The organism is Paenibacillus sp. An7 (genome assembly GCF_009870785.1).
Taxonomy (GTDB): domain Bacteria; phylum Bacillota; class Bacilli; order Paenibacillales; family Paenibacillaceae; genus Paenibacillus.
In genome coordinates this window covers 24,900-40,889 of sequence record NZ_WTWX01000002.1, presented here as the reverse complement: position 1 = coordinate 40,889, position 15,990 = coordinate 24,900, and the positions used below count along the sequence as shown (strand labels likewise).

The 15,990-nt window shown below is 41.1% G+C and carries 17 protein-coding genes; 16 read left to right on the top strand and 1 reads right to left on the bottom strand.

The window, feature by feature from the left end:
• The first annotated feature begins 57 nt into the window (after positions 1 to 57).
• From GQY27_RS03125 to GQY27_RS03075, 11 genes are all read left to right on the top strand, one after another.
• Positions 58 to 1,551 carry an alpha-N-arabinofuranosidase gene (locus GQY27_RS03125; protein ID WP_160032089.1) on the top strand — a complete coding sequence of 498 codons (1,494 nt, stop codon included), beginning with the start codon at positions 58 to 60 and terminating at the stop codon, positions 1,549 to 1,551.
• Positions 1,552 to 1,560: 9 nt separating this feature from the next.
• Positions 1,561 to 1,842 (top strand): DUF6171 family protein, encoded by a 282-nt coding sequence (locus tag GQY27_RS03120; RefSeq protein WP_160032088.1) that lies wholly within the window; start codon positions 1,561 to 1,563, stop codon positions 1,840 to 1,842.
• A gap of 135 nt (positions 1,843 to 1,977) precedes the next feature.
• On the top strand, positions 1,978 to 2,559 hold the full coding sequence (locus GQY27_RS03115) for a DJ-1/PfpI family protein (protein ID WP_160032087.1): 582 nt from the start codon (positions 1,978 to 1,980) through the stop codon (positions 2,557 to 2,559).
• 315 nt (positions 2,560 to 2,874) lie between these two features.
• Positions 2,875 to 3,312 (top strand): GNAT family N-acetyltransferase, encoded by a 438-nt coding sequence (locus GQY27_RS03110; RefSeq protein ID WP_236570464.1) that lies wholly within the window; start codon positions 2,875 to 2,877, stop codon positions 3,310 to 3,312.
• A 40-nt stretch (positions 3,313 to 3,352) separates the two neighbouring features.
• Entirely contained in the window at positions 3,353 to 3,682 is a 330-nt protein-coding gene (locus tag GQY27_RS03105) for an avidin-fold protein (protein ID WP_160032086.1), read from the top strand.
• Between the two features lie 35 nt (positions 3,683 to 3,717).
• The gene (locus tag GQY27_RS03100) at positions 3,718 to 4,050 is read left to right on the top strand and encodes an SdpI family protein (RefSeq protein ID WP_160032085.1); all 333 of its coding nucleotides are present in this window, start codon (positions 3,718 to 3,720) and stop codon (positions 4,048 to 4,050) included.
• 637 nt (positions 4,051 to 4,687) lie between these two features.
• A complete protein-coding gene (locus tag GQY27_RS03095; protein WP_160032084.1) occupies positions 4,688 to 5,164 on the top strand; it encodes an NUDIX domain-containing protein in 477 nt (158 codons plus the stop codon).
• A gap of 218 nt (positions 5,165 to 5,382) precedes the next feature.
• Positions 5,383 to 6,039 carry a ribonuclease H gene (gene rnhA / locus GQY27_RS03090; protein ID WP_160032083.1) on the top strand — a complete coding sequence of 219 codons (657 nt, stop codon included), beginning with the start codon at positions 5,383 to 5,385 and terminating at the stop codon, positions 6,037 to 6,039.
• 43 nt (positions 6,040 to 6,082) lie between these two features.
• Entirely contained in the window at positions 6,083 to 6,886 is an 804-nt protein-coding gene (locus tag GQY27_RS03085; protein ID WP_160032082.1) for a Cof-type HAD-IIB family hydrolase, read from the top strand.
• A 196-nt stretch (positions 6,887 to 7,082) separates the two neighbouring features.
• On the top strand, positions 7,083 to 7,571 hold the full coding sequence (locus GQY27_RS03080; RefSeq protein ID WP_160032081.1) for an NUDIX domain-containing protein: 489 nt from the start codon (positions 7,083 to 7,085) through the stop codon (positions 7,569 to 7,571).
• Positions 7,572 to 7,686: 115 nt separating this feature from the next.
• Positions 7,687 to 8,319 (top strand): LysE family transporter, encoded by a 633-nt coding sequence (locus GQY27_RS03075; protein WP_160032080.1) that lies wholly within the window; start codon positions 7,687 to 7,689, stop codon positions 8,317 to 8,319.
• On the opposite strand, the gene GQY27_RS03070 is transcribed toward GQY27_RS03075, so the two are convergent.
• Entirely contained in the window at positions 8,300 to 9,730 is a 1,431-nt protein-coding gene (locus tag GQY27_RS03070) for an amino acid permease (RefSeq protein WP_160032079.1), read from the bottom strand. The genes GQY27_RS03075 and GQY27_RS03070 overlap by 20 nt on opposite strands.
• A gap of 175 nt (positions 9,731 to 9,905) precedes the next feature.
• Between GQY27_RS03070 and GQY27_RS03065 the strand changes: the two genes are divergently transcribed.
• The 5 genes from GQY27_RS03065 to GQY27_RS03045 all read left to right on the top strand — a co-directional run bounded on the left by GQY27_RS03065 (position 9,906) and on the right by GQY27_RS03045 (position 15,911).
• Positions 9,906 to 10,757 carry a GNAT family N-acetyltransferase gene (locus GQY27_RS03065; protein ID WP_160032078.1) on the top strand — a complete coding sequence of 284 codons (852 nt, stop codon included), beginning with the start codon at positions 9,906 to 9,908 and terminating at the stop codon, positions 10,755 to 10,757.
• A 19-nt stretch (positions 10,758 to 10,776) separates the two neighbouring features.
• Positions 10,777 to 11,199: a VanZ family protein gene (locus GQY27_RS03060; protein ID WP_160032077.1), complete on the top strand. Its 423-nt coding sequence runs from the start codon at positions 10,777 to 10,779 to the stop codon at positions 11,197 to 11,199.
• A gap of 216 nt (positions 11,200 to 11,415) precedes the next feature.
• Positions 11,416 to 12,885 (top strand): N-acetylmuramoyl-L-alanine amidase family protein, encoded by a 1,470-nt coding sequence (locus tag GQY27_RS03055; protein WP_236570463.1) that lies wholly within the window; start codon positions 11,416 to 11,418, stop codon positions 12,883 to 12,885.
• A 356-nt stretch (positions 12,886 to 13,241) separates the two neighbouring features.
• Complete coding sequence (bglS, locus tag GQY27_RS03050; RefSeq protein WP_160032075.1) at positions 13,242 to 13,955, top strand: beta-glucanase; 714 nt, start codon at positions 13,242 to 13,244, stop codon at positions 13,953 to 13,955.
• Positions 13,956 to 14,222: 267 nt separating this feature from the next.
• Positions 14,223 to 15,911 (top strand): extracellular solute-binding protein, encoded by a 1,689-nt coding sequence (locus GQY27_RS03045; protein WP_160032074.1) that lies wholly within the window; start codon positions 14,223 to 14,225, stop codon positions 15,909 to 15,911.
• Positions 15,912 to 15,990 lie beyond the last annotated feature (79 nt).

Genomic DNA, 15,990 nt, shown 5'->3' with positions numbered 1-15,990 from the left:
AAGACGATAGGGAACAAACGCAGAACCATTCATTTCAATAAGGTGGAGGTTATTATTATGGTAAAAGTTCTTGTACATACAGAGAAACGAAAAAGCCAAATCAATAAAAACATCTATGGTCAATTTTCTGAACATTTAGGACGTTGTGTTTATGAAGGAATATGGGTTGGAGAAGATTCACCCATTCCAAATACAGACGGGATCCGAAATGATGTAATAGAAGCATTGAAACAACTAAAAGTACCTGTACTGCGCTGGCCAGGCGGCTGTTTTGCTGACGAGTACCACTGGGAAGATGGAATTGGTCCTCGTGAGAACCGTCCGCGTATGCTTAACACCCACTGGGGCGGAGTAGAAGAGAATAACCACTTCGGTACGCATGAATTTATGAGACTTTGTGAACTCATTGGGGCAGAACCTTATATTTGTGGTAATGTCGGCAGCGGTACAGTGTATGAGATGCAGCAATGGGTGGAGTACATGAATAACGGCGGACAGTCGCCAATGGCAAGTCTTCGTGCACAGAACGGTCAAGAAGAACCGTGGAACGTGAAGTATTTTGGAGTAGGTAATGAGAGCTGGGGCTGCGGCGGGAACATGCGTCCTGAATATTACGCTGATCTGTATCGAAGATATTCCACTTATGTGCGGAATTACAGTGCAGAGCCGGTATACAAAATTGCTTGCGGACCTAATACAGCAGACTATCACTGGACAGAAGTTCTCATGCGGGAAGCTCATCATCTCATGAATGGTCTTAGTCTTCACTATTACACGACAGGTACTGGAGTATGGGAGAAAAAAGGCAGTGCCACTGGATTCACAAGTGAAGAATGGTTTACAACACTGAAAGCTACTCTATACATGGAAGAGCTGATTGTAAAGCATTCAGCCATTATGGATAAATATGACCCAGACAAAAAAGTAGGACTGATCATTGATGAATGGGGAACTTGGTTTGAAGTAGAGCCAGGAACAAATCCAGGATTCCTATATCAACAAAATACAGTACGTGATGCGCTCGTAGCGGGAATTAACCTGAACTTATTCCATGAACACTCCGATCGCGTAACGATGACGAATATTGCACAGATCGTAAATGTCTTGCAAGCAATGATCCTGACGGAAGGTGCTAATATGGTACTGACACCGACATATCATGTTTTTGATATGTATAAAGTTCATCAGGATGCACATTTGCTTGAGACTCAATATGTAAGTCCATCTTATAAAATGGGTGACGAAGAAATTCCGCAGCTCAGCCTATCTTCTTCTATAGATCATGAAGGGCATATTCATGTTTCTGCTTGTAATCTCAGCCATGCAGATTCCTTGAATGTAGAACTTGATCTGCAAGGGATTGAAGATGCAGTGGTAAGCGGCCAAGTTCTGGTTTCATCTGATGAGCTGGATGCACATAACTCGTTCGATAACCCGGCCCAGGTTGCACCGAAAGAACTTGAAGGAATCAGAGCTGAGAAAGGAAACGTTAGTTTCACACTGCCTGCTGCTTCCGTAGCGGTAATTAAGATTGTGCCAAAGAGAGGCTAAGAGAAGAGGATGACAACAAGAGCTGATAACGAATGCAAAGGTTGTACGGCAAGTGTGCATGTCAGCGAATCACAACTTGCCGTTATGGAACAGTCCACTGTTACATCTGAGCAAGGAATGTCAGAGCAGGCTGTTCAGGAGCTGTACAAAGAGCGTTTAGCAATCTGCCGTACATGTGATGGATTCAAATACGGAACCACTTGTAAATACTGTGGGTGTCTCATTCCTTTGAAAGCCAAGGTAGCCAGTGCTACCTGTCCATATCCTTTTGAACCGAAATGGCTTAGGTAATATGAATGAAGCATGATAATGAAAGCATCTTCCTTTCTGAGGAAGGTGCTTTTCTTACATGAAAAGATACTGTATTACTCTATAATAGAGAGTAGCTCAATTGAAATTCATTTCAATAGAAAAGAGGAACTTCCTATGAAAATTGCTTTTGTTGTCTTTGACGGAATTACGTTTCTGGATTTTGCTGGATTTTATGATGTGATTACAAGACTTGCCTATTTTCCTGAAACGAAAAATACGACATGGGACATATGCGGAATGCAAGAGGAAGTAACGGATGAACTTGGAATGACAATGAAGGTTAATAAGGTAAAACCAGATCTTTCTTCCTATGATATGCTGTTTGTTCCCGGAGGGATCGGGACGAGAAAGCTTCAATACGATCATGATTTTACCCAGTGGCTGAAGAGTGCAGAGAAAGTTAAATTTAAAATATCAGTATGTACAGGTTCATTATTGCTTGGTGCAGCAGGTTTTCTTCAAGATAAGAGAGCGACCACCCATCCAATGCATTATGATTTGCTAGTCCCTTATTGTGCGGAAGTGGTGAAATGTCGCCTTGTTCGAGACGGAAATATATTTACCGGCGGAGGTGTAGCCACATCCATTGATTTGGGCCTATATATTGTAAGCCTGTTTCTTAAAGAAGAAGAAGTTCACAATATTCGTAAGCAAATGGATTATCCTTATCGTCACCACGATATCATTACCATCTAACGATAGTGGACTATGAGAAAGTTATGAAAATAGATTAAGGTCGAAGAGATGCTTCTTTTGTGTATACAAAAGGAGCATTTTTTTATAAATACCAAGTAGATCGAGATACGAAACTGCTAGACATATTTTTGGAAAATGCAGTAAAATGATGGGATTAGAATAAAGGGGTGCAGCTGATATGTCTTTTGAAAAAGTGCTTGATCAGGGTTATGTTCGTCTAGATCCCGGTAGCAATGAATGAGATGGTGCATGATAAGGAAGAAACCTTGATATAGAAAAGAGCATAACCTAAATGGATGGCAGGAGGTAACGAACTTGGAATACCGTAAGATGGATGCCCGTGATTATGAGCAGTGTATTGGTTTATGGAGAAGAACGGAAGGCATGAGCATCAGTAATGCAGATTCCAGGGAAGCCATAGAAAATTATTTGGAACGTAATGAAGGATTCAGTTATGTAGCCGCTCAGAATGAAGATATCATAGGGACTCTGCTGGCAGGGCATGACGGAAGAAGAGGCTATCTATACCATTTGGCAGTCAAGCCTGAATACCGGGGACAAGGGATTGCCAAAATCCTTGTACAGTCTTGTCTGGACCGGCTTCGAGACGCAGGGATCGAGAGAGCTCATATTATGGTGATGGGTTCCAATGAGAGTGGCCAATCATTCTGGACGGGTCTTGGATGGACACGGCGCGGAGATATTTTGATATGTTCCCGGGATATTTATACGAATCCTGTAGGAAAGGAATGACGTCAACAATTTCTTAAGTAGGATAGGGAGGCTGACAGTGATGAACAACATAGATTACAATGGGCGAATCTTTACGTCATGGGAGAATTCCGGCAATGGGGAGGTCAATCGAGAGACACTTTTTCATTATTTTCAGGACGGAAATCTCGTGTGGGCTAATTATGCAGGAGGCGGTATTATAGCAGGCCACCTGATTGCGACAATGGGGGACGATGGGGCTTTAGATATGCGTTATCATCATGTTAATGAAAAGAATGAGATCATGACAGGGATATGCACTTCAACTCCCGAATTACTTGAGAACGGAAAAATACGCATCCATGAAGAATGGACATGGACAAGCGGGCGTTCTATACTGCAAGAAGTCTGAAGGTGATTGTATTGTTGTATTAGAAGGAGGTAGCCATGGATTTGGATAATCTGGTCGTGTTCAGTTTTGTAGGGATCCTCTTCGTTATCATCGGTGTGATAATGAAATGGAAGCCTCCAAAGCGAATAAACAGCTTGTTTGGATATCGAACCCATCGGTCAACTCAGAATCAACGAATGTGGGAAGAAGCGAATCGTTATAGTGCGATGTGGATGATTTATGTAGGGATTTTTTTTATTCTTATTGGATTGATCGTTGCTAAATTTGTTCAAGGTATCCAGGGACTTGGTATTTTGGTAGGCGTATTTCTGACCGTTCATCTCCTTGTATTTGTCATGGTGGAGAGAAGATTAAAGGAATTAGAATAAGACATGAGAAGACAACTACAACCGCTTACATTATGAAAGTAAATGAAAAAATAACCGAACTATTTCAATTTTTATAAACAAAACGTATGTGTTTACAATATAAGGGTATTAAGAAGTTGTGCGGCCTGCATAACTTCTTTTTTATTCCATATAAACTACGAAATAGGAGTGAAAATTAGCGAGTCAGCAGTAAAATTGAAATTCATAAATATTTTTTTGGAAAATCAAACTATTTCCTCTTAAAGCTTGTTATTATATTACTGAACGTTGTTTTAACTGAATTCTGAATCGAAAATGTGAGTTCGTAAAGCGGACTAAATTCGCTGTGAGATAGGAAGGATGAACGGAGGTTTCCTGTGAGAAATATGGAAAATATCTTCTTGACGGATGCCCTTCAGATAGGGCTTACGGCAGCTCCGAAAGCTGTGATCATCCGTTGTTAATTTTTTGACCAAATGGTGTCATTAAAAGCAAAAGACGAACATCGGGTATGTTTATGATTCGGTGCTTCATTTTAGAACATGGTAAGAGCTGGATTGGGGCAAGCTATTCCTGATCAACCATTCATTGTAAGAAGTGAGTATATACGCAATAAAACCAAAATGAGTAAGCGGACTGTACTGAAGGAGGAATAGTGATGATGATATCCTACAACCATGAATCCATCGAGTATCACACAACTACAGGAGGAATAATTATTCAGAATGGTAAAGTTCTTCTGCAAAGAGAACAAAACCAGCCGTATTGGTTTTTACCAGGCGGAAGTGTAGAAGCAGATGATACACCTGAGTATACAATCGCTAAGATGATATATGAACAGCTTGGTGTGCCTGTAATTCAAGAGCAGCAAGTATGGATGATTGAGAATATTGTCGATCTACCATTGGGGCACAATATGCGGGTTCATGAGACGGGAATGTTCTTCGTATTGGAACTTCCATACCCACATCCGATCTTCAATCAAGATGGTGAATTTACAGGTACAAATAAAGAATATAGATATAAATGGATTGATCTTGATGTTCTTAGGCAGCACCATGTTGTTCCGGAATTTGTGGTTCCCGAGCTTCATGTGCTAGAAATTGGAAAGGGTGTCAAGTATATCGTGAGTTAGTATTCATAGAAATTATCTCTGTTCTTTATGAGTTTGAGCAGGGAGCATACGTATGCTGAGTCTTACGAAATGAAAAAAAGGATGGCTCTCATGAAAACCTGGGTTATTACTCAGGTTTTTTTTATGTCTTGAAATAACAGATGACTTTGCATCTTTTCGTCTGAAAAGGTATTGTAGAAAGTAATGTGAAAAGGTAAGCATGGAGGGAACCAGTGGACATGGCTAAGCAAAAATATTATGTGGTTTGGGAAGGGAAAATCCCGGGTATTTATACAAGTTGGCCTGCATGCCAGCAGCAGGTTAACGGAGTGAATGGTGCTAAATACAAGGCATTTGAATCCAAATCAGAGGCCGAGAAAGCCTATACGGCTGGCTGGAAAGGATACTATGGGCAAGGAGGAACGGGGAAATCTGCAGGGAGTTCTAGCAAGCGTACATATGGAACTGATGATTCAGCTCCCATAGAGCCTGTTGACTACAATAGTATCTCGGTTGATGTAGGAACCAGGGGGAACCCAGGCCCGATGGAATACAAAGGCGTGGATACGAAGACAGGAGAAGTGTTGTTCAGTGTAGGACCTATACCGAATGGTACAAATAATATCGGCGAGTTTCTTGCTATTGTTCATGCGCTGGCTTATCTTCAAAAACAAGGAAGTAATAAGACGATTTATAGCGACTCAGTAAATGCGATGAAATGGGTTAGACAGAAGAAAGCAGCTACTACTTTGAAAAAAGATGCCTCAACCCGACAGGTTTGGGATTTGGTTGAGCGAGCTGAAGAATGGCTCAGAACACATACGTACCAGAACAAAATTGTGAAATGGCAAACGAAGTTGTGGGGAGAAATAAAAGCAGATTATGGACGTAAATAAATAGAGAAATCATCATATGTACAATCATGGAGGGAACATAAGAATGACTAATTATAAAGCCGTATTTTTTGATATAGATGGTACGCTGGTGAATGATGAGAAGGTTATTCCTGCAGATGCAGTTGAAGCGGTGAATCAGCTGAAAGCTCGTGGAATTGATGTTTTTATAGCGACAGGAAGAGCACCTTACTATATTACTGAATATTTAACAGAGCTTGGTCTGGACTCCTTTGTCAGCCTGAACGGATCCTATGTGGTGTATAAAGGACAGCCTGTTTATAAGGCTCCTATTTCCAAATCAACAATGGAAAGACTGGAAAATACAGCACTCAGCCACAATCATCCGGTTGTGATGCAAGGTGCGAAGGCGAGCTTCTCTAACACGAAGCAGCACGATTTTATTAAGACGTCTTTTGAGACTCTTCGTGTCGAAGTACCGGGTTATCATACTTCTTATTGGAAAGAAGAACCGATTTATCAGGCGCTGCTGTATTGTCAAGAACACGAAGAGCATATCTATACATCGGAGAAAGCTGGTTTTGAGGATCTTCAGTTTATTAGATGGCATCCTTATGCTGTGGATGTAATTCCTGCGAGTGGTTCCAAGGCCAAAGGTATTGAGGCAGTACTCAAAGTTTTGGGAATATCGAAAGAAGAAGTAGTTGCTTTTGGCGATGGACTGAATGATGTAGAAATGCTGTCATATGTCGGGCTGGGAATCGCAATGGGAAATGCCAATGAAGAAGTGAAATCATATGCTAATCATGTGACCAGTTCAGTTGATGAAAGCGGAATTCGTAAAGGCTTAGAGTATGCCGGGTTATTGAGTGAGGTTTGGTCTACATAGGACAGAGCGGTGTGAGAAGAGGATGATCCTTGTGACCATCCTTTTTTCTATGCTGGCAGCCTTTATTTTCAACATAAAAAAATTACATGATAATTACATAATAAGGGGAACCAATATGCTTAAAAAAGGATATATATGGTATTATTGAACTCAAGATCGGAAAGAGGATTGGGAGTTTCCTGTGAGGAGGATGTTCATGTTCTATGTTAATGCAAGAGCTTTTATTGAAAGAGAAGGAAAACAAGGAACCGAGCTCGTCATTCAAACCCGTAACAAGCCGGGAGAGGAAGCACTTGAACTTCCAGGCGGGAGAATTGAACTATACGAATCCGTACACAAAGCGTTAATTAGAGAAGTCCAGGAAGAAACAGGTCTAACTGTTACTCGGATTGAAGGCGCTTCAAAAAGGATAGATACGGTAGGGATCAATCCTGATTTTGAGGTCGAATGTATTGAGCCTTTTTGTGTATACCAGACCCTTAAGGGCCCGATTGATTCCATTGGTATGTATTTTATCTGTAAGGCAGAAGGTAAACTGTTTGAACAAGGAGACGAGACAAAGGGAGCTACATGGAAAACGTTGCAAAGTCTTCGTACGATGATCGATCAGAATCCGCTGCAGTTTAGTAATGTTGATAGAGCAGGTCTTAAATATTATCTGAAACACAGAGTTGTGCGTGATTAAGTTACCTAAGTAACCATTTTAATTTTTCTCTCATTCACTTAGTTGTCGTACATGCCTTCCTTCTTGAATAAGATGAGCAATAGGTTGTCTTTTTATTCAAGGAGGAGGAGGCTGTATGATTACAAGTGCTTTTTTGGGTTACATACTGCTTGGAATTTCGATAGCTGCACCGATTGGTCCGCTCAATGCTGCCCAGCTTAACATTGGAATCAGACGTGGTTTTTTTCATTCCTGGTTTTTCGGACTGGGAGCAGTGCTTGCTGATCTTTTGTACATGCTCTTCGTGTATTTGGGAGTTGTCCATTTACTTGAGGCTCCCTTTATTCAAACGTTTTTATGGTTGTTTGGTTTTTTTGTGCTTTCATACACAGGAATAGAAAGTATTCTTAGCACGGGTCAGATTAAAGAAACGGAAATTAACCATAAAGAACCTTTGGGTAAATCAATGATGTCTGGATTTTGGTTATCGCTTTTTAATCCGATGTCCATTCTATTCTGGCTCGGCATTTATGGTTCCGTACTGGCGAAAGAGACAAGCTCTGGAAGCGTAATGCATGTAGTGATTTTTAGTTCTGCCATCATACTTGGTATTTTTGTGTGGGACCTGGCCGTTGCTACCATGTCCAGTTTCTTCCGCCGCTATTTAAGTCCCACACTTTTGAAGACCATTTCTGTAGTTTCGGGTCTATCCTTATTAGGATTTGGGTTATACTTTGGTGTTCAAGCTGTCAAGGCTTTATTTTTTTAACCCTTCCCGGGAAGCGATATTTGTTGGATTTTAAGCTTTGGATCAATTTGCGATCGGGTTTAGTTCGTTTAGGCTTCTCCGCAGTCCATACTTTTTTCTGCATAAACAGGGTTATGAGACCAATGCATGCGATAAACAGAAAGCTGATCCAAAAGCCAGGTCTGCCCGTCTTATGAAAGAGTGTTCCCGTTACAGCGAGTAGAATGAGAAGTAGTCCTCCATATCTTTTGACTTGTCCAAAAGGGGTCAACTTAAGCAATTTGCCTGATGTAATTAGAATGAAGGACCAATTGTACAGGAGCATGAGTCCTGCCGCAGTCGTGATTGATTCATAGATGGTATCTGGCAACAGCAGCGCTGTTAGGATCGAAATACCGAGAAGCACAGCATTGAATCCATAGGCATAAATAGGAAAACGTTCCTTCACTTTTCTGCCGAAAAGAGAAGGGGCGTCTTTGTCTTGAGCAAGGGTAACCAGCATCGTCGTTACCGCATATAAAGATGCAACCATCGTCGAGAAACCAGCAACAATCAGCACACCATTAAATAGGTGAGGAATAAAAGGAAGTTCATAAGTGGCTAGTGCTTGGATAAATGGACTCTTTTTTGTTCCATAACTCTGCCAAGGCGCTAAGGTAAGAACAAGAACCAAGGAAGTTACATAGATTACGGCAAGTACCGTTATCATGATCCGACCGGACTTTGGAGCATCTTCTGGCTCCTTCAAGCGAAGTGCCATAAGCCCCATGACTTCGACTCCGCCAAAGGCATAAAAGGAGAAGAGTAATGCTGCCCATGTACCTGTAATGCCGGTTGGGAATATCTCAGTGAGACGAAGCGGGGCATGAGGCTTTATACCGCCGGATAACCAGCCGAATAAACCAGCAGCTCCTAGACCAATGAACATAAGAATAGCGGAAAGTTTGATAATGGCTGCTGTAGTCTGCAGCGGATCAAACAACTTCGTACCAATTACGATGATCAGGAGACCAAGTAGTGCATATACCGATGCGAATACCCACATTGGGATAGCCGGAAACCAAAATCTCGTAAATAGGGATAAGGCAGTGAGCTGGCTTCCCATAATCAGTAATTCTGAAGAAAAATAACCCCATCCACTGCTGAATCCAGCCCATTTACCATAGGCCTTCTTCGCATAGGATCGGAAAGACCCTTGCTCTGGTTCAGCAGCTGTCATACCGGCGAGTGCATTAAATACACAATATGTACCAAGAGCAGCCAGTACAAAAGTAAATATAACGGATGGACCACCCACCTTAATTGCAAGAGCAGAACCTAAAAAATACCCCGTTCCGATGGTACCGGCAACACCAAGCAGAGAAAGTTGCCACCATGATAAATTTCCTTTTGTCTCAGATGCTTGTTTCTTATTGTTTTTATTATCGCCCATTTTTTCTGTACCTCATTCATGTCATATTTACCTCTGTAATATAAGAAAAGAGGGGCGAAAAGATACTGGAATAATTTCCTGTATAAAAAGGTCGGAAATAATTGGCAAAATATAGGGATTGGACTATGATAGATAAAAGGCGAAAAAAGCAAAGAGACGGGGGAGGTGTCAGATTATGCAAGGTAAAGTACTTGAAGTAAGCACTGCCGAGCGACTTGAACGTTCTGAAATGGAATATATGATCGATCGTATGAGGGCAATGGAAGAACGGCCGGGGAATCCAATGGGCATTGAGACCCAGTATTTTGGAGAAGCTGTCGCTTTTTATAGCAGGGAGATGCCTTGGCCCCAGTTTAATACAGTGAAGGGAATCAGCTCAGCGGAAGAGTCCTATTTGCCTGAAATAGTGATGTTTTATCGCTCTAGGGATCGAAATCCGCATATTAAGATTACTCCTCTTAGAGCAGAGCCTACACTATTTAGATCTCTGACCGCACATGGATTTTTCCAGTCCTCCTTTCATGCCACGTTATATACAGAATGTAAGAAAGAGACTAACTCTTCTTTAGAAAAAAGGACAAGCAACGAAGAAAATATTCAAATTGTAGAAATTAATTCGCATCAATTTGATGATTATGCTACGGTTCACTGTCTAGGAACAGGATTACCGATTTCAGGGATACGGCATATTGCAGATAACAACCGGATTCTTCATGGAAGAAAAGGCTGGAAGTATTATGTAGCTTATTATAATAACGAACCTGTGGGCGCTGCGGTAGCATATATGCAAGGAAGTACCGCTTCATTGACCTTTGCAACTACCTTGCCGGCATACCGAAATAGAGGGATTCAAACCCTGTTAATTGAGCGGAGAATGAGAGATGCAGTTCAGGAAGGTTGTAATCTTATCGTTGGACAAGCCTCGTATCTGTCTTCAAGTTTTCGGAATATGCAGCGAGCAGGATTGCAGCTTGGTTACACAAGATCGACTTGGAGCCGTCTTACGCCGCTGAGCGGCCTGATGTAGATAGAAGGGAATGTAAGAGTTGAAGCAACAAACTTTATTTCGCGTGATCCTTTTTCTATATACCGTAATGCTCCTATATTTTATGTTTGCCGGGTTTCATCGCTATGTTCATGATAACTATCGCTATAATCTAATCCCACTACATACGATATCCGCTTATGTGAGGAATCTGAGTCTAGATCATGCAATTGATTCAGCAATAAACCTGATTGGAAACATTGCCGTTTTTATCCCGCTTGGTTTTCTTATTCCTGCATCGCTGTCTCGTCCTTGGTCCTATGGAAGGTTCATTCTCATCTTTAGTTCTTTGATCCTTTTGCTTGAGTGTATGCAGACTTTGCTACGAGTGGGAACCGGAGATATTGATGATCTATTATTGAATGTAATCGGTGGTTCTATTGGATATCTATTATTCAAACGATATGAGACAAAGGCCTCCTAATTGGTCCGAAACATAGAAGAAATGCAGTATTTAGAAAAAGAGTGAAAAAACCGATATATATAAGGGATTTTCGGTTTCATTTTTATGACAGATCGGAAAAGAAAAGGTCATGATTGCGCAACTATTACCCGATTTCTGCGTTCATTATAGTAGTGAATGTAAAAAAATGTTGGATGCTGGCGAGTTTACTAGACGACCAAAAGGATGTGTGAAGGTTTGAAGAAAATTGTTCTATTCATGTTGTTGTTTGTAGGGTTATGGGTGATTCCTGGGCTCAGTCATGCAGACAGTGGACAAGCTAAGATTTATCTTAATGATAAACAGCTTGGAACGACGGGAGATACGAAAGTCGAGATTATTAATAAATCTGTCATGATTCCAATCCGTATGGTAGCAGAGGAACTTGGCTATGGCGTAAAGTGGGAACAAAAAACAGGCACCGTTACGATAGAACAAAATGGCTCCACCATAAAAATGGTCGTAAATAATAAAAATGCTACGGTTGATAATGAGTCCGTAAAGCTGGACAATGCACCCGTTCTTAGAAAGGGAACAACTTTGGTTCCGCTGCGTTTTATAGGCGAGCAGTTCGGAATGAAAGTGAAATGGAACAATACGACAAAGACAGTATACCTGGAGGATGAGAGTGGATCCGGTGCAGGCAGTCAGCCCCCAGCAGGTTCACCTACAGCACCCAGCGAAGGGGAAAGCAGTACGGTAATAAATCCTAGTGGTCTTACTGAAATAAGCGGGCTCAGCTTCAGCGAGAATCATCTGCTGATTGCAACAAGCGGCACAATTACACCAAAAGTATTCACGATGACTGGACCTGATCGAATTGTCATTGATCTGCCTAATTCTAAATTCAGTTCAACGTTTGGGCAAGATCTGAATCAGCAGGGAGCAGGTACTTTAGAAGTTACGGATTACCCGCTCGTATCTAAAATTAGATACTCCCTGTTCAGTGATAAACCTTCTACCGTACGCATTGTTATCGATTTAACGCAGTCCTCTGGGTACCATGTGGCGCAAGAAGGGACAAGCCTGCTTATCATTGATTTAAATTCGGATTCATCATCTACACCAAGTACCGACAATTCGGGGACAACCCCTGTTATACCGCCGAACACGGCGAAACCTGGCGAAAATAACGGCAATAAAGTCATTGTTCTAGATGCAGGTCATGGAGATCATGATTCTGGTGCAGTAGGAGTGACAGGCAAATTAGAGAAAGACTTAAACCTCAGTCTGATCTTGAAGGTAGAAGCGTTACTTAAAAAAGAATCTGGCGTTGATGTAATTCTTACCAGAGATGATGATACATTTGTTTCTTTAACAGGTCGTGCGAAGGTAGCAAATGACCTCGGAGCGGATGTATTCATCTCCATCCATGCCAACTCTGCGGCTTCATCAGCAAGCGGGACAGAAACGTTTTATTACAAAAATCAAGATAAAGCTTTAGCTACGATCGTTCATAAACATTTGGTCAGTGCAACGGGTTTTAAAGACCGTAAAGTGAAATCAGGTAATTTATCGGTGTTAAGAAATACAAAAATGCCGGCAGCACTCCTGGAGATTGGTTTCCTTTCTAACAAAGCGGAGGAAGCTGCTATGTTCAAAGAAGATTTCCAGAACCGTGTAGCTCAGGGCATTGTTGATGGCATTAAAGAGTATTTGAACTTATAAATTTTATTATAAGAATGACGGATTCATCTTAAATATCCACGGTGTAGAGATTAGTGAAGAAGAGATCTCTATACACATAAGAAGTCGCGAAATCGCGGCTTTTTTTGATTTAGTAATAAAAATTACCTTAACGTAAGCGAAGGAAAAGAGCTCTTTTTTAGGACGATATATTTAGAAATGAATACATAACCTTAAAAATTTATTATTTTTACCACATTGAAATCCATATAAAATGGAAACAACAAACATGTAAGCGCTTTAAAAGTTGTTTTACAGGTAAGATGATTTATCTAATTTTAATAGATCAGTTACCCGAACTTTGTGCATGTTTGAAATTTCTCAGGAGGTGTGTGTGGATGAAAAAGAAGACTTGGTACACGTTGGTGGTGGTTATGATGATTTCTTTATTTACCTCGGTAAGTGCTTTTGCAAGTTATGTTTTCTATGAACCATTAAGCTATTTCAACTCAAACACATGGGAAAAGGCAGATGGATATTCTAATGGTGGTATGTTTAACTGCACTTGGCGAGCAAACAATGTTAATTTTACAAGTGATGGTAAACTTAAGCTTGGTCTAACTAGTTCAGCTCAAAACAAATTTGATTGCGGTGAGTATCGTTCCAAGGATAGTCACGGTTACGGACTTTATGAAGTGAGTATGAAACCTGCTAAGAACCCTGGGATCGTCTCCTCCTTCTTTACTTATACCGGACCTGCTCATGGAACACAATGGGATGAGATTGATATTGAATTCTTAGGTAAAGATACAACAAAAGTACAGTTTAATTACTATACGAATGGGGTAGGTAATCATGAGAAGATTATCAATCTAGGATTTGATGCATCGCAAGGATTCCACACGTATGCTTTCGACTGGCAGCCAGGGTATATCAAATGGTATGTGGACGGAGTATTAAAACATACAGCAACTACCAATATTCCCAAAACACCTGGAAAAATTATGATGAATATTTGGAACGGGGCAGGGGTTGATGAATGGTTAGGTTCTTATAACGGTGCCAATCCATTGACCGCAGAATATGACTGGGTTCGATATACGAGTAACTAGAAAGATAAAAGCAGCCGACACTGGCTGCTTTTGATTTTTTCATAACTGGATACTATTTATAACTCATTAAACGATTTAAACGATAAATTTCTAACGAAATATACATCTAAATAATAGATTTACCCAAATATCATTTATCCAATATATACATTCAATTTCAAATATCCTAAATTAATGCAATAAATGTTGCAATATTAGTATGGGCATATGTATCTATTATTCATTATGATTAAACGGTAAGCAACATTACATAGACTGGGGGAAGCAATGTTGGACACAAATAAAAAGAGAAGAAGATTAGGCAGTATGGTAATGGTAGGGATGCTAGCCCTATCTGCGGTACTGAGTGGATGCGGTAATGGAGGGGACAAGGAAGCTGAATCAAGCACTCCATCTGCACCTTTGGAGCTTAAAGATGGGAAATACGATCCGCCGGTGACAATAAGCTATCTACGGCCGTGGGGTCCAGACGTTACGTTTAAGTCAGGCGAGGATCAAGATAATAATGTTCATACCAAATGGGCGAAAGAGAAGCTCGGCATTGAGCTGAAAAATGAATGGGTTTCTCCATCTACCAATAATGCATTCGAGACGAAGCTTCGTCTATCCCTTGCTTCTAATGCAGCAATGCCGGATATTATCTCCTATCGTGGTGAATTTAATTTGGTCCGTGAGTTGATTGAATCCGGAATGTTTGTTGATGCAGGTGAATTATTTGATAAATATGCGAACGATACATGGAAAGATGCTATTAACGAAGATCCTACCGTTTGGTATCCGTATATGCAAGACGGTAAACGCATTGGTATCCCGATTCTGGATTATTCCTATAATGGTGACCCAGTGATGTGGATTCGAGAAGATTGGCTGAAAAAGCTTAACCTGAAAGGACCGAAGACATTAGAAGATCTTGAAGTTGTTATGGATGCGTTTACAAATCAAGATCCGGATGGAAATGGCAGAAAAGACACATATGGTTTGACCATTGGATTCAAAAACTGGGTCAATACCTGGATGTCTGACGCTGGGTGGGTCTTTGGAGCATATGGCACAATGCCAAACCAATGGAATCTTACAGAAGATGGAAAACTTGAATACGGTTCAGTGACACCTGGAGCAAAACAGGCACTTGCTACATTACAAAGTTGGATGAGCAAAGGATACATCCCAGAGGAAGCAGGCGTATACGACGAGACGAAGGCTGCTGAAGAGTTTACTGCCGGCAAGGCAGGAATTGTGGTTGGCCCTCACTGGATGCCAACTTGGCCGCTGGAAGACGTGAAGAAAAACGATCCAGATGCTGAATATAAGGCATATCCTATTCCTACTGGCCCTGATGGCCAAGCAGGCAGACGTGGTACACCGAATGAGAATGGTGTTGTCCTGATTAATAAGAATATGAAGGATCCGGAAGCATTTTTCACTTATCAAAATTATTTGTTTGAGAATTTTGCTAACCCACAAGTAGGCGGTGAATTCGAATATGGATTTGCTGAAGGATACGATTATGTTTTGGTCGACGGCAAACCGTCAATCGATCCTAGCCTGACTGAAGGTTATGCTCCTGAGAAATATACACTGGCATTTGATGGGGCACGGATTCCAAGTCTTAGCATGAATACGCTGGCGAAGCTGGCAAATGGTGAGACGCCATCAACGCCATTTGAGAAAAAGTTAGATGCAAGTGTTCCAACAGAGATGCTGGAAGCAGCGAAACTTGTTTTGGATCAAAAAGATATCTCTCTTAAACAAATGTTTACTGGTGCGCCAACGATGACAATGCAGATGAATAATGATATTCTCACGAAGATGGAGAAGGATACATTCTCTCAAATCATCTATGGCAAAACTTCAATTGATGCATTTGATTCCTTCGTAGAGAAATGGAAGTCTTCAGGTGGAGATCAGATGACAAAAGAAGTAAACGAATGGTACGAGTCCGTTAGCGGAAAGTAAGAATTGCAGGGAAGGTGGATTACACATAAACTGCAAATTTCGAGCGAAAAGTTAACATCGCAAAAAAGGCATTGTCGGG

What these genes read in the sequence shown, in the direction of transcription:
- GQY27_RS03070 (WP_160032079.1), bottom strand. Translation starts at nt 9,730, where the DNA reads ATGGGCGATAATAAAAACAATAAGAAACAAGCATCTGAGACAAAAGGA.
- GQY27_RS03125 (WP_160032089.1), top strand. Translation starts at nt 58, where the DNA reads ATGGTAAAAGTTCTTGTACATACAGAGAAACGAAAAAGCCAAATCAAT.
- GQY27_RS03085 (WP_160032082.1), top strand. Translation starts at nt 6,083, where the DNA reads ATGACTAATTATAAAGCCGTATTTTTTGATATAGATGGTACGCTGGTG.
- GQY27_RS03095 (WP_160032084.1), top strand. Translation starts at nt 4,688, where the DNA reads ATGATGATATCCTACAACCATGAATCCATCGAGTATCACACAACTACA.
- GQY27_RS03120 (WP_160032088.1), top strand. Translation starts at nt 1,561, where the DNA reads ATGACAACAAGAGCTGATAACGAATGCAAAGGTTGTACGGCAAGTGTG.
- GQY27_RS03115 (WP_160032087.1), top strand. Translation starts at nt 1,978, where the DNA reads ATGAAAATTGCTTTTGTTGTCTTTGACGGAATTACGTTTCTGGATTTT.
- GQY27_RS03105 (WP_160032086.1), top strand. Translation starts at nt 3,353, where the DNA reads ATGAACAACATAGATTACAATGGGCGAATCTTTACGTCATGGGAGAAT.
- GQY27_RS03075 (WP_160032080.1), top strand. Translation starts at nt 7,687, where the DNA reads ATGATTACAAGTGCTTTTTTGGGTTACATACTGCTTGGAATTTCGATA.
- GQY27_RS03065 (WP_160032078.1), top strand. Translation starts at nt 9,906, where the DNA reads ATGCAAGGTAAAGTACTTGAAGTAAGCACTGCCGAGCGACTTGAACGT.
- rnhA (WP_160032083.1), top strand. Translation starts at nt 5,383, where the DNA reads ATGGCTAAGCAAAAATATTATGTGGTTTGGGAAGGGAAAATCCCGGGT.
- GQY27_RS03100 (WP_160032085.1), top strand. Translation starts at nt 3,718, where the DNA reads ATGGATTTGGATAATCTGGTCGTGTTCAGTTTTGTAGGGATCCTCTTC.
- GQY27_RS03080 (WP_160032081.1), top strand. Translation starts at nt 7,083, where the DNA reads ATGTTCTATGTTAATGCAAGAGCTTTTATTGAAAGAGAAGGAAAACAA.
- GQY27_RS03045 (WP_160032074.1), top strand. Translation starts at nt 14,223, where the DNA reads ATGTTGGACACAAATAAAAAGAGAAGAAGATTAGGCAGTATGGTAATG.
- bglS (WP_160032075.1), top strand. Translation starts at nt 13,242, where the DNA reads ATGAAAAAGAAGACTTGGTACACGTTGGTGGTGGTTATGATGATTTCT.